Source organism: Portibacter lacus (genome assembly GCF_021533215.1).
Classification (GTDB): domain Bacteria; phylum Bacteroidota; class Bacteroidia; order Chitinophagales; family Saprospiraceae; genus Portibacter; species Portibacter lacus.
This window is the reverse complement of record NZ_JAJNKA010000002.1, coordinates 175,001-189,186: the sequence shown is the minus strand read 5'-3', so window position 1 is coordinate 189,186 and position 14,186 is coordinate 175,001. Positions and strand designations below refer to the sequence as shown.

Annotated in this window: 11 protein-coding genes; 9 read left to right on the top strand and 2 right to left on the bottom strand. The window is 33.5% G+C overall.

Features of this window, described 5'->3' with window-relative positions:
• Positions 1 to 161: 161 nt before the first annotated feature.
• From L2586_RS03255 to L2586_RS03245, 3 genes are all read left to right on the top strand, one after another.
• On the top strand, positions 162 to 992 hold the full coding sequence (locus tag L2586_RS03255) for a universal stress protein (protein ID WP_235291337.1): 831 nt from the start codon (positions 162 to 164) through the stop codon (positions 990 to 992).
• A gap of 219 nt (positions 993 to 1,211) precedes the next feature.
• Complete coding sequence (locus tag L2586_RS03250) at positions 1,212 to 2,348, top strand: universal stress protein (protein ID WP_235291336.1); 1,137 nt, start codon at positions 1,212 to 1,214, stop codon at positions 2,346 to 2,348.
• Between the two features lie 373 nt (positions 2,349 to 2,721).
• Positions 2,722 to 3,534: a universal stress protein gene (locus tag L2586_RS03245; RefSeq protein ID WP_235291335.1), complete on the top strand. Its 813-nt coding sequence runs from the start codon at positions 2,722 to 2,724 to the stop codon at positions 3,532 to 3,534.
• 82 nt (positions 3,535 to 3,616) lie between these two features.
• On the opposite strand, the gene L2586_RS03240 is transcribed toward L2586_RS03245, so the two are convergent.
• Complete coding sequence (locus L2586_RS03240) at positions 3,617 to 4,444, bottom strand: universal stress protein (protein ID WP_235291334.1); 828 nt, start codon at positions 4,442 to 4,444, stop codon at positions 3,617 to 3,619.
• A 152-nt stretch (positions 4,445 to 4,596) separates the two neighbouring features.
• On the opposite strand from L2586_RS03240, the gene L2586_RS03235 reads away from it, so the two are divergent.
• The 4 genes from L2586_RS03235 to L2586_RS03220 all read left to right on the top strand — a co-directional run bounded on the left by L2586_RS03235 (position 4,597) and on the right by L2586_RS03220 (position 9,975).
• Positions 4,597 to 5,319 (top strand): LOG family protein, encoded by a 723-nt coding sequence (locus tag L2586_RS03235; RefSeq protein ID WP_235291333.1) that lies wholly within the window; start codon positions 4,597 to 4,599, stop codon positions 5,317 to 5,319.
• A gap of 92 nt (positions 5,320 to 5,411) precedes the next feature.
• The gene (locus tag L2586_RS03230; protein ID WP_235291332.1) at positions 5,412 to 5,789 is read left to right on the top strand and encodes a hypothetical protein; all 378 of its coding nucleotides are present in this window, start codon (positions 5,412 to 5,414) and stop codon (positions 5,787 to 5,789) included.
• Positions 5,790 to 6,170: 381 nt separating this feature from the next.
• On the top strand, positions 6,171 to 8,093 hold the full coding sequence (locus tag L2586_RS03225; RefSeq protein WP_235291331.1) for a DUF3857 domain-containing protein: 1,923 nt from the start codon (positions 6,171 to 6,173) through the stop codon (positions 8,091 to 8,093).
• 1 nt (position 8,094) lies between these two features.
• A complete protein-coding gene (locus L2586_RS03220) occupies positions 8,095 to 9,975 on the top strand; it encodes a DUF3857 domain-containing protein (protein ID WP_235291330.1) in 1,881 nt (626 codons plus the stop codon).
• Positions 9,976 to 10,136: 161 nt separating this feature from the next.
• On the opposite strand, the gene L2586_RS03215 is transcribed toward L2586_RS03220, so the two are convergent.
• Entirely contained in the window at positions 10,137 to 11,072 is a 936-nt protein-coding gene (locus tag L2586_RS03215) for a transglutaminase domain-containing protein (RefSeq protein ID WP_235291329.1), read from the bottom strand.
• A gap of 251 nt (positions 11,073 to 11,323) precedes the next feature.
• Here L2586_RS03215 and L2586_RS03210 point away from each other — a divergent pair, with 251 nt between their 5' ends.
• Together L2586_RS03210 and L2586_RS03205 are read left to right on the top strand one after the other, a co-directional pair.
• Positions 11,324 to 12,781, top strand: a complete 1,458-nt coding sequence (locus tag L2586_RS03210; RefSeq protein ID WP_235291328.1) for a phytoene desaturase family protein — start codon at positions 11,324 to 11,326, stop codon at positions 12,779 to 12,781.
• Positions 12,782 to 12,793: 12 nt separating this feature from the next.
• A complete protein-coding gene (locus L2586_RS03205) occupies positions 12,794 to 13,630 on the top strand; it encodes a phytoene/squalene synthase family protein (RefSeq protein ID WP_235291327.1) in 837 nt (278 codons plus the stop codon).
• Positions 13,631 to 14,186 lie beyond the last annotated feature (556 nt).

The window sequence follows — 14,186 nt, the reverse complement described above, 5'->3', positions numbered from 1 at the left end:
TAGAATTGCTTCTTATCATAAAGACCACTCTAAGGCTAATTGGTAAAAGAAGTGGGAGCTGCATAGAGTTTTGCTGAGTAACATCATGTATAAGCATGATCGAAATCAATGAAACTTAGGTCTAAAATCTTGAACTTACCTATGTACAAAAAACTAGAACAATGAAAAATATACTTATTCCTACTGATTTTTCTGAGAATGGCGCTGACGCCTATGAATATGCATTAAGCTTTATTGGAAATGAAGAAGCCAATTTTCATATTATTAATGTGGTTGTTCCAGTAAATGAGTCTGTGGAATATCCATCTATGACTTCAGTTGCAAATCAAGCTTTGCTGGATGCAGCAAGAACTAATCTCGACAATCTAGAGGCGCTTAGTCGAGAAGGCAAAGAAGAAAACAAAAAAGTGAAGATTACCACGAATGTAATTTTAGGGCAAATTGCGAGCTCCATCATCAAGGAAGGCGAAAGGGTTAAAGCTGACCTTATTATTATGGGAAGTAGTGGCAAAGGAAAATCCAACTTACAGAAGTTCTTGGGTTCAGCTTCTTCGGAAGTAATTTCACATTCTAGTATCCCAGTAATCTTAGTACCTAAAGATTACCATTTTAAGCTCCTCGATAATATAGTGTACGCTACAGATCTTGATAAGTCTGATCCTTTCAATATTTGGAAATTATCTAATTTGATTAAGCCGAATACCGCAGTTGTGCAATGTCTACATGTTATAGATAAAGGAGCCAAGGCAAATGAAGAACAAATAGAAGAATTTTCTCAGTTCCTATTAGATAATTCAAGTAATGTGCAGACTCAGTTCCACACAGAAGTTAGTGATAATATAGAAGAAACGATTTCTGATTTTGCTGATAATTTTGATGCAGAAATGATCGTCATGCATCCATCGGCTAAGAACTTTTGGAATAGACTTTTTGGGAAACGTCACACGAAAAAAATGGTTTACCAGCTAGAGGTACCATTAATGATTATCTAGAGATAAAAGGCGTTTCAATAATTGGACGCCTTCTGATTCAAATCAATTCAATTGCTGATTTATATCAAACCTACAATTTCTATTTCGGGCTAACTTAGTACAGCAAGAAAAATTATTATATCACCTTCTAAATCAAAGAAGATATGGGTTTGGTCAATATAAGCCAATAGCTGAACAATAAATTTTTCGAATTTAAAAACTAAATAAATTAAATCTATTATGAAAATACTTAAAAATATACTTGTTGCAGTCGACTTTAGTGAGTCTTCAGAAAATTTATTGGTGAATTCAATAAAATTTGCGAAAAAATTCAAGTCCGATATAACTTTAATCCATGTTTTACCGAATGATATTGGAAATGATAAGGTGAGAGTAATGGTTGAAAAAGGTGCAATTGCACAACTAAATGAAGTGAATGAAAGAATTAATAATGAAGGCATAAAAACAGGAAATCCAATTTTAGAATTTGGAAGTTATTATGATCGAATTGTTGATGCATCTGATAAGATAAATGCAAACATGGTTATCGTCGGTTCAGGCGAATCATCAAAGAAAGGTGAATACAGATTAGGTACAACTGCTGAAAAAATTATTCGAGAAAGTAATAAACCTGTATTTGTAATAAATAATCATCAATCCCTCGACATTAGAAATATCATTTGCCCAGTAGATTTCTCTGAAGAATCAAGTCGTGCACTAAAGACAGCGATAATGATTTCTAGATTATTCAGTGCTAAGCTTGTTATATTATCAGTCTATACACTGTTTCGGCAGTCTTTTACTAAACTGGACCCGACGGAAATAAATGAACAAAGAAAATCGGATCATTTAGAAGAGTTCAATAAGTATATAGAAGAGTTTAATTTAGTCGATGTCGACTATTCAATCGAAATATTGGGAGGTGACCCAGCTAAGAAGATCCTCAAAGCAGTGAATAAGCACAACTCTGATTTACTTCTTATGGGTACAACAGGAAAGTCTGGAATTAGTAAGATGTTGATGGGTAGCGTTACAGAGAAAGTGATTAGGGAAGTAATGTGTTCATTTATTACTTTGAAACATGAAGATGCGATAACATTAGAATTAGAATCAAAAATCCAAGATCTAGAAAATCAATATGCAACTGCTGTGGAGCTTGTTGAAAAGGGATTTTTTGAAGAAGCGATTAATCAATATAAAAAATGTCTTAGTATTAACTACGCACACATTCCTTCATTAAATGGTATTGCAACGGTCTATGAAAAATTGGGCGATGAGGAAAATGCAAACAAGTACAAAGGTATGGTTAAAGATATTTCAGATCAAATTTGGAATTTAAAAAATGAAAAAGAACTCGACATGCAATCAAAAGCATAGAAAGAGTAATATTTTAAGTGTCCAATATTCAAATTCATATTCAGAAAGCAGTTTGCGCTAAGAATGCACGTATAATTAATTGTGTATTAGCAATCAATTTTTTATATTTAAAACAACGTAAATTAGTTTTCTGAATAAGAATTTGCAGATAAGCAATACCTTTTGATAGCTATAACATGGCATCAGGCCTTGTTATCAATAATTTCAAAATGTAGATGTTTAGTAACGAAACGAAACGGGTATTGCTATAATTTCTTCTTGATCGAGTTTTAAAAACTTAGACCTTATCATCCTAAGTTGATGATATAACGTTCCGTATTCTTTTTTAACTAGAATTCGATTAGCAACTCAGGATTCTGAAAAATGTTTCAAGATGAAAAAAATCCTTATACCAACTGACTTTTCCTCTGTTTCCGATGAAGCAATGAATTTTGCAATTGAAATCGGCAGTAAATTCAAAAGTGATCTGTTATTGTACCATGTCTACTCTTTTAATAGGAGGCGTGATTATAATTCGGATTTTTCTGATGACGAGCAACCATTTATAAAAAGAATTAATGATAAGATGAATTTTACTAAACGAAAATTCATTGATAAAGTAGCTGAAAAAGGTCTTTCCCTTCAAACTAAAATAGAAGAAGCTCCTATTTTCTCACTATTTAATAGTGCAGTAGAAGAAAATGATATAAGCTTAATCGTCATGGGGAGTAGAGGTGCTTCTGGTTGGAAGAAGGTGGTATTTGGTAGTGTTGCAGCCACAGCTTTGGATTTAGCTACAGTTCCTGTCTTGGTTGTTCAGCCACATCATTCTATGCTAAGTCTAGAGCAAATTATATTGGCTACAGATTTGGATAAGGTTTCGTTCAAGGTTCTTGAACCATTGCAAAAACTGGCATTCAAGTTTAATTCCGCTGTTACCCTCCTTAATGTCAATAGCGGATTAAGTGAAGAAAAACATCACGATATCGATTCATATCTTAAGGATTTAGAGCTGTCTTATCGCGAAGTGCCCATGTCGCAAAGCATCAATGACACGATCAATGCATTCCTAGCTCAGGGTAATTACGATCTGCTCTGTATGATAAGGAGAGAGAAAGGATTTTTTGAAAGCCTTTTTCAAACTAGTATTACTAAAAATCAGGTTTATAAAAGTGAAATACCTGTACTGATATTACCTGAATCTTAGATTGTTTAGACCTTTTCTCTCTTTTATTCTGGAACAAAAAACATCCTGTTGAGACAATTGCGTTAACATTGAGTATGAAATCCTACGCTTCCTTCTTACTACTATCGTAGTCTATATTAAGAAATGGGTGTTCATTCTGATGAATAGTTGCAATCATTTTACTTCCAGATAAACTTGTTCTTAGTATTCTACTGTATTTATTACTCATAACAAGTAGGTCTGGTTTCATTTGTCCCATAAATTTTAAAATCCCATCTTCTATTGAAATTCCATGAAAGAAATGTGATTCTGTTCGGTATGGCTTTGCAAGTTCTTCGAATTCTTCCAGTGATTCTTGAACAAGTATGGAAGGTTGGTTAAAGAAACTATAAGTATCTACCATTAATAAGTGTATCAGACAGTCTGAGGGAAGTTTTAAAAATTCCAAAAAATAGGTAAATATTTCTCTATCCTTTTTATTAAATGAAGAAGCAAAGACAACCTCTTTAAGAGGATGATTTAATCTAAGATCTTTTAGAATTAAGACAGAACATTCGGCACTCTCCAATACTTTTTCAGCGTGACTTCCAAGAATTCTTTCTTTTGCATTGGACACGCCATTAGATCCCATAACAATGAGGTCTACATTTTCCTTTTTAACACAGTCTAGAATCTGATGTTTAAACTTTCCGGAAGTAAATCTATATTCAGGAACTAGGTTATAAGTCTCTTGGTACGTTTGTCCAGACTTCGAAATGCTAGTATCTGAGTTGATCGCGAATTCTGATGGACGTATTGAAATACTCTCTTCCTTAAATAAATGGTGGTAAACGATGAGTTTTGCGTCATTCTGCTTAGCAAACCTAAAAGCAGTATCTAAAATTTCGGTGGCCTTTGCATCCACATCAATAAGAGCAAGAATAGTTTTCATATTTTTTTTACCAAGTTCTCAAATATCAGGCTGCTAAGAAATGATACGAATCAATGTAGTAGGTGATGTTAATCATGGAGATGAAGAGATATATCGCCTAATTTTAAACTGATAATAAAGCGTTTTTATAAAATGATGAAAAATTGGATGGTATGGACAAAATTCTGAATCCGGAATTACAATTTCTAGATGGTCCGAATAGTCGAGGGCAAGAATTGAATTTTTCATTCAGAGTAATGCTTCAACTACTTAAGGGATTTAGGAAGTTACATTTTGTAGGTCCATGTATTACTTTTTTTGGTTCTGCAAGATTGCCAGAGACCAACGAGCATTACAAGGTTACCCAAAACTTGGCAGGAGATCTATCGAAATTAGGGTTTACCATTATGACTGGTGGAGGTCCAGGTATTATGGAGGCAGCTAATCGGGGAGCTTTTGAAGCAGGTGGTCGGACTGTGGGATGTGCGATTAAGTTGCCACATGAGCAGAAGGTGAATCCTTACATGCAGAAGTGGATCTTGTTTGATTATTTTTTCGTGAGAAAAGTACTGTTACTCAAGTATTCTTACGCATTCATAGTGATGCCAGGAGGATTTGGAACCTTAGATGAGTTATTCGAGACGATCACACTAATACAAACAGCTGTTTTGCAAAATTTTCCAGTAGTGGTTATGGGTAATGAATTCTATGCGGATATCCAAGCTATGATTTTAAAAATGGAAGATGAAGAGACGATTTCTGCAGAAGATAAACAGTTAATCTTATTTACAGATGACATAGAAGAGGCGAAAAGCCATATTCTTAAATATATAGCAGATAACTATAAAGTTAAATCTAAAAGAAAAGCATTATGGTTACTTGGAGAGCGGGCCTAGATTTCTCCCAAGTCATCATAAATATAAGTTAATGAATTCTTGGATAGTATCCTCATCCTAATATTAGGAATCTAATCGAAAAATTAAAAGTTATGAAAATCCGTAGCAACATGACCACAGAGGAAGTCAAAAATACATTTCACAACCATTATCCAATGCTCAAAATAGAGTTCTATAATAAGGAACACGGGAATAATGAAATCTCTAGTAATAAGAATCTAATTACAGAGGAGGTGACTTTAGACTATCTCAACCCAGATTTGAATGATGGTGAGCTTTCATTGAACGAAAATATTAAGGTTAGTGATTTTGAAAAATTAATGGAAGATTATTTTGGTCTGTATGTGCAAGTCTTCAGAAAGTCTGGGGATCAATGGCTGCAAACATCTATTACCGATTCATGGACGCTTGGTAAGCAGGAAGCGAAGGGCGAAAGTCTGGATAAATTTCTGAATGCCCAGAAAGAATGATTGAATCAACTCTACATAATATCTGTTGTCGATAGCAGATATCTAGGCCTTTATCTTGTATACCAAGGTAAAGGTCTTTTTAATTTCGGTTATGGCCATCGATATTTCGGGAAGCGAAAAGCATTAGAACGATAAAGTATCAAACACTGATTGAATAGATGCTTTTTTAATATTGCAAAGATTAGGTCGCACGTACATAATCACTTTGCCTACACCAATGATTTTCAAGATTCGAAGTTTAAATTTTCACCTTAGTCAATATGTAAGTCATATTACATACATGTTAAATGTTTTCAATTTCCCTACAAAACTTTGTGATTACTAAATATCATTTATACTTTTACTACCTAACATATTGATTAACACAACCATACCTTTTAAATGCCTAACTTTAATCTTAATCTATCAGTTGGATTGATTTGTTTTTTCGTAAGCATGCTCTCTAGTCCAGCAATAAGTCAGAAGAAATCAGACAGATTTGGAAAAGTATCTCAAGAAGATATCGACATGAAGTCATATGAGCTTGATCCAGATGCTGATGCCGTTGTTTTAGCTAAAACATCTGAAGTCAAAATGGTATTTCCAGGTACTGGAATTAGTATGGTTTACTACAACTTCAAGCGAATTAAAATTTTCAAAGAAACAGCTTTCGATCGGGCAGAAATTAATATATCCTATTATCATAAGGACAAAACAGAGAGTATATCTAACTTAAAGGCTTTGATTACTTATCCTGATGGCTCGTCGTATAAGCTTTCAAAGAAAGAAATCTATAAAGAAGAAGCTGATAATGCATGGACTAACGTTAAGTTTACTTTTCCAAAACTTACAGAAGGAGTAATTATAGAGTATTACTACGAACTAAGGTCTAAGAATTATTTTTCTCTTGAAGATTTCTGGTTTCAATTCGATATCCCCACCAAGTTTGCTAGCGTTAAGTACGACGTACCGGAGAATATAGATTATATCTTTCTAAGGCAAGGCCAAGAATATATAAAGACAGATGTAAGCACTTTTACCATGGAAAATGTTCCTTCTATGAAAAGTGAATCCTTTATAACAACAATGGAGGATTATAGAGGCCGATTGAAAATGCAGCTTAAAGGTTATAATGATTCTTATGGCGTATACAAAACATTGACCTCTACTTGGGAGCAATTAATAAAAGAACTCTATGATAGCAAAAATTTTGGTAGCCAAATTGAGAAGAAAGGTGCCTCTAACGAGATTGTAGAACTGGCACGGCCTATCTTAGATATGGAAATTCCGGTAAAAGAAAAGATTCTCAAACTGCAATCATTCCTTCTTGAAAATGTGAAGTGCAATGGGTATTATGGTTTGTATAGTACCGATGGAATAGAGAAAGCTTTCGAAGCCAAAGAAGCAAATCATTCTGAACTTAGTTTTATGATGATCAATTTACTGAGGGAAATGGAAGTGGAAGCCCATCCATTTTTGATAAGTACACGTAGTCATGGTCAGTTGTACACTGCATATCCTTTCATTGACCAATTTACATATGCCATCGTTTATGCTGAAGTGGAAGGAGAACCAATGCTTATAGACATTGAACAAAAAAATCGACCTCCAGGGATCGTAGGCTTTGACGCATTAAATAAAGAAGGACTAATTGCTAGGAAAGAAGGGCCAACTTGGTTCAATATAGAAGCATCTAAAGGGTCTGATATATTCTTTTTTAATTTAAATATTGAAGGTGACGCGCTAGTTGGAACATTTAAAGGTAAATATGATGATGCGAATGCAATTATAGAACGTGATCATTATGAAGATGGAAAAGACGGAAAACATTGGGAGAACAGAATTAAGGATAAGTTTCCTGATGTAGATGTGCTATCTGCAAAGTGCGAAAACGAAAGCAATCTTTATGAAAGCTTTAGAGAGGAAGTTGAAGTGGAAATACCTGGAGCATGCGTCAGTGCTGGTGAATTAATGTATATAGATCCTTTTGTATATAGTAATTATGAAGAAAATCCTTTTAAAATTAATGAGAGGAAGTTCCCAGTAGATTTCGGGCGACCTTTCTTGGAACAATATATTTTTTATTTGACTATTCCAGAAGGGTATGAAGTAGATGAAATTCCAGAGGGAACTTCGATGACGATAGAAGATAGAACAGCCATCTTTCAGTTATCAGCAAGTGTGAATGGAAATATAATTCAAATTATAAAGAAAATTGATATTCGGAAATCTCATTATGCCCCATCTGAATATGGAGCATTGAAAAGACTTTTTGATATGATGATAGAAAAGTCTGGAGAGCAAATAGTGCTTAAAAAAGTCTAGTATGAAACAGGTCCTACTTTATATATTCTTGTTCAATGTTTGTGGCTTTTCTTCAGAAGTTGATCCCGTTAGTAATACATATGAGAATGCTAATGATGTTGTTTTAGAAGAAAAGATAGAATATGCTGTTCTTTCTAAGAAGAAGGCTATAAAAACAACTTATAAGAAAATATTAATTTTAAGTGAGGACAGTGATGATACAGGTTATGCTGTAGGTTTTAATGATCTTATCAAAGTAAAAAACCTTAATGTTTCCATATTTGATGCAGATGGTAAGCGTTTAGAAAAATATAAGAAAAAAGATTTTCATGACTTACCGACTCCTTCTAATGAATTATACTCAGATTCCAGATCATTGTCATTAAGTTTCGAAAAATTCAATCCGCCATACATTATTGAAATTGAATCAGAAGTGGAGTATGATGGAATGCAAGTATACGACCACTACTATCCGAATCAATACAATCAAGCTGTAGTTAAATCTTCTTATATTATTTCATATCCATCAGATTTGAAAATTAGATATAGAGGTTATAATGGGATGATGGATCCTAAAGAGAAAACCTTAGATAATAAAAAGGCACTGGTATGGGAAGTCGAAAACTTACCTGCTCTTAAATACGAACCACTAGGGCCATCTGGTTATCGAGTTTTTCCTCTAGTAAAGATCTATCCTACTCAATTTTACTTTGATGGATATGAAGGAAGTCAAGAAACATGGGAGACTTATAATGACTTTTACTACCAACTGAATGTGGATCGTGATCAATTGTCACCTGAAATGGCGGCGAAGGTGAAGCAATTAACAGAAGATAAAGATGATGAGTTCAGCAAAATCGATGCACTCTATACCTACCTGAAAGAAAACATGCGATATATAAGTGTTCAGTTAGGCATAGGTGGGTGGCAGACATTTGATGCAGCATACGTAGAACACAATAAATTTGGAGATTGTAAAGCGCTTTCCAATTTTATGGGAGCAATGCTTTCAGAGATTGGAGTTGAGAATAATAAAGTGATTATTAAAAGAGGGGAGGAAGTATATAACCCACTTTCAGAAGAGTTTGTGGATGCTGGTTTGTTTAATCATGCCATTCTATATGTCCCTTCTCAAGATATGTTTGTCGAATGTACTTCGAATAATTATCCTTTGGGATACCTTGGTAATGATAATGCTAATAAGAAGGTGATGATATCGACTGCCTCAGGTCCGATATTTAAACATACTCCTAAGATGGGGAAGGATGAAAATACTAAACATATATCTACAAGTATAGAATTATTAGAATCTGGAGGTGCACATATTAAAAGTGTAAGTACTTATGAAGGTTACCGTCATGACTATTATCGGACGGTTCTTCCGATGATGACACAAGAAGAAAAAGAGAAATCCTTTCAGAGATCATACCCAGTAGGAATTCAAAAACTATTCTCATATGAGGATGATATTATTGACGGAGAACCTAAACTTCAAACGAAATATGAGCTTGAGGTTAGTCAATATGGGTCTAGAGCGGGGAAAAGATTGTTTATTCCTCTAGATGGTGTAAATAGTGAACTTAGCGTTCCGTCTTCTGTAGAAGAGCGAAAGCTCAATTTTTATTCTATAGTAGAAGAAACGGTTGAACACGAAATAACCATAATTATTCCAGATGATTATGAAATAGAAGCATTGCCAAATGAAAACTTTGATGAGGACACAGTATATGGCAGTTTTAGATTGAGCATCAGCAAAGAAGACGATGCCATCAAAGTATATAAGAAATGGGTTTCGAAGATATTTGAATTTCCGCCTGAGAAGTACAATGAGTATCGAGAAAAGATGAAAACCTTTTCATCTCTTGATAATAGTAAGATTGTACTCGTGAAAAAGAAGACTTAAGAAGAGCCCGCAGATTTGGCTTCTTAATTTTGTTTCTTATTATTATATATATATAAGGAGTGTTTCCGCATTGAGATCTAGACGTTTTTATAACGTCTTAGCTGCATGCTCCGTTCCGAGGAACGAGGTATGGAGTTATCGCGGCATGTTATCACATGTAGTCATTTTAGTTTATAGCTTGCAACCGATTTATTATTCATAAAAATAGTCAATTTTGAATTTGTCAATTTTTCTTTTTCTACACTAAAGTTGATGGAGTTTCCATTTTGATTAATTAAGTCAGTTACGTTAACAAACTGTTTACCTATTGAATATCCAGCAGAAGTTAAGTGAGTATCATTTATAGTTCTTATTTCAAAGTTGACATTTTCTTTTTTCGATAATATTCCTTGGATTGGTGATATTTCGAACTCTTCTGTTGATGAAGTCATATGAAATAGCGGCCAATTTGCATATGCTGTTTGACTAACAGGTTTATCAATTAATTGGTTTATTGATGATTTGGGAAAATGATTCTTAATAAAAATCCGAGGATTAGTCATGAAGTATCGGTAAGTCACATTGGGTTTAAATTCATAAATAGCATCCCAAGTCACATCAAATAGATATTTAGAGTTATCAATTTGCACAATATTCCATGCATGATTGTACCTATTTGAATTCCCGATTTGGCTAATGTTAGTTTTTGCGTTTCCAAGAACAATTTCGGATTCCAACCCAGTAGCTATGCATAGTTCATGAAATAGTGATGCATAACCTTCACATACAGCTTTACGTTTTGAAATCACACGTTTGGAAAGTTTTTTAGTTTGTTTTATATCTTTCACTAGCCTTTCTTCTTCGTCAAAGTTTGTGTAATTGTATTTGCCACTTTCTTTTATATCATAGCTTACGTTTAAAGCTATCCACGTATAAATTGCTCTTACTTTTTCAAGATCACTTTTGAATGAACTGTTTATTCTCTTAGATAATTTTTTGACAGTTTGACCACTAGATGGATAGGATGTAACAATAGAATCTACTAATCTTAATTCCTGACTTAATCCATTAGGAGTTATCAAAACAAGGAATAATATGATCGATACTATATTTTTCATTTTTATATATGATAACTAGTGTATATATTATATATATAGGTTCTTTTTGTTTTAGGTTGGCATATCCATTCTATCAAATCTAATTTTCAAGTACATATATATATAATACATAGATAAAAGTTAACAGTAATTCAGCTCAAAATTGCGTATTATAGGAGTCTATAATAATTCTAATGTATTTCACTTCTAGAACAAAACACCAGAATTCGTGTTAAGTAAGTCATCTAGAGGACAATACTAGAGACGTAAAAATGAAAGAAGTTATAGTTATAGGGTCTGGGTTTTCAGGACTGGCAGCAGCAAGTTGTCTAGCAGAGAAAGGATATAAGGTGAAAGTTTTAGAAAAGAACGATTCTCCAGGAGGAAGAGCTCGGAAATTTAAAGCAGAAGGATTCACCTTTGATATGGGCCCTAGCTGGTACTGGATGCCAGAAGTGTTTGAAGAATTCTTTAATCGATTTGGTAAGAAGGTAAGTGATTATTACGATTTAGTCAGACTTGATCCTTCGTACCGTATATATTATAAAGACGATAAACTAGAAGTACCAGCAGAAATAGAAGATCTATATGTTCTCTTTGATCAGATAGAACCAGGTAGTTCTGAAAAGTTAAAACAATTTCTAGAAGAAGCAAAGTACAAGTATGAGGTAGGAATGAATGAGTTCGTTTGGAAACCTAGTCATTCTATACTTGAATTTATGGATTTGAGAATTGCTAAATCTGCATTGAAGTTAGATATGTTTAGTTCTATTTCTAAGCAAGTACGCAAACTCTTCAAAAATCCTAAGTTGATTCAGCTGTTAGAGTTTCCTGTTTTATTTCTAGGTGCTACACCTCAGAAGACACCAGCTTTATATAGTTTAATGAATTATGCGGATCTGAATTTAGGCACTTGGTATCCAATGGGAGGAATGCATAAGATAATAGATGGTATGATTTCACTTGCTGAGGAGCTCGGAGTAGAGATTTTATGTAATCAGAATGTTACCCAAATTGACATAGAGAAAGGAGCGGCTAAGCGTGTACTTACAGAAACGGATGTATACGAATGTGATTTTGTAGTTGGTTCTGCAGATTATAGACATATCGAACAAGAGCTTATCCCGAAAGCTTACCGTAAGTACAGTGCTGAATATTGGGATAAGAGAGAACTTGCACCATCGTCACTACTATATTATATAGGAGTAAATAAGAAGCTAAAGAGTTTGAAACACCATAATCTGTTTTTCGATAAAGATTTTGATCAACATGCGAAAGATATTTATGAAGAGCCGAAATGGCCATCGGACCCATTGTTCTATGTATGTGTACCATCAGTAACAGATGATAGTGTTGCACCTGATGGAATGGAGAATGTATTTTTACTCATGCCTCTCGCACCAGACTTAGAGGACAATGAAGAAATCAGGGAAAAGTATTTTAATATAATGATAGAGAGATTAGAGGAACAAACAGGAGAATCTATTCGAGGACATATTATATATAAGAGGTCATATGGAATTGAAAATTTCAAGTCTGACTACAATGCCTTTAAAGGAAATGCTTATGGATTAGCAAACACACTAAGACAAACAGCTTTCTTGAAACCAAAAATGAAGAGTAATATTAAGAATGTATTTTATACAGGACAGTTAACGACTCCAGGACCAGGTGTTCCACCTTCTCTAATATCAGGGCAAGTAGTAGCACAAGAAATACTTAAACAATAAAAAGCCACTTAGATGTTATCATTATATACAAAAACGTGTGAAGAGTGTAGCCATTTAATTACTAAAAGGTACTCTACTTCATTTTCGCTAGGAATACTGGCATTTGAGAAAAAGTTTAGGGCACCTATATATAATATATATGGATTCGTAAGATTTGCAGATGAAATTGTAGATACCTTTCATGGGTATGACAAGAAGAAACTCCTCGATGATTTTAAAAAGGATGCTTTCAGAGCGATAGATGAGAAGCTTAGTCTTAATCCAGTATTACATGCTTTTCAGAAAGTGGTTAATGAATACCAAATAGATCCAGCATTAATTAATGCATTTCTCAAAAGTATGGAAATGGATTTATATCACAATGAGTATTGCGATGATCTATATGAAGAATACATTTATGGTTCAGCAGAGGTGGTGGGGTTAATGTGTCTGAAAGTGTTTTGTCATAAAAATGATGCATTATATGAGGAGTTGGTTTCACCTGCACGAAGTTTAGGAGCAGCTTTTCAGAAGATAAATTTCCTAAGAGACATGAAAAGTGATTTCGATGAAAGAGGAAGAGTGTATTTCCCAGGGATAGATTTTAATCATTTTGATAATAATGAGAAGCTTAGAATAGAGTCAGATATCAAAAAAGACTTCGATGATGCATATAAAGGAATAATAAAATTGCCAAGAGAGGTAAGATTTGGAGTCCATGTAGCATATGTTTACTACCTGAATTTGTTCGAAAAGATCAAGAAATCAAATGCTATCATGGTAAAACGAAAAAGAATTCGAGTAAATGATGGAAAAAAGATGTACTTGTTTTTAGAAAGTGCAGTTCGACATAGGTTCAATTTATTATAAAAAGTAGATTCAAATGTTTTTTTTGAAAGGCATTGCAGGGTAGAATAAAAAAACACCTCATATTTTCTTTATAGATAAATCGGAACCTGCATACTTTTATAAAGTAAGAATGGATATTTATAGTTAATACTTCGACCATTTTATCTATTATAAGAATCAAATAGTAATTCTTAAATTGAGAAAAAGTATATTTTTCAATTACTTTTTACATATTTCCAATAAATATTTCAAATCGATTAGTTTAATTCCTTCAGTTTTCATGGGCGAGAAGGGCCTATATCATGTGTATATGATCTTAAATTCGTTGATTGAGTGAAAAAGAGTAATTTATTTTAAAAAAAAGAGATTTAATTTTCAATTAAGTAGATACGGTTTTAGTTGTAAGTATGTTCTGCTATTGCTTTAAAACACGAAATCAAATACCGATGATATGCGGAGATCCTAATTTTGACTTGGGGTGGATATTGATGAAAAGGTGTGTTTTGAGAAAATATTTAAAATATTTCTCGGAAAGCTTTGCATAAATGAAAAACGCTACTATCTTTGCAATCCCAAA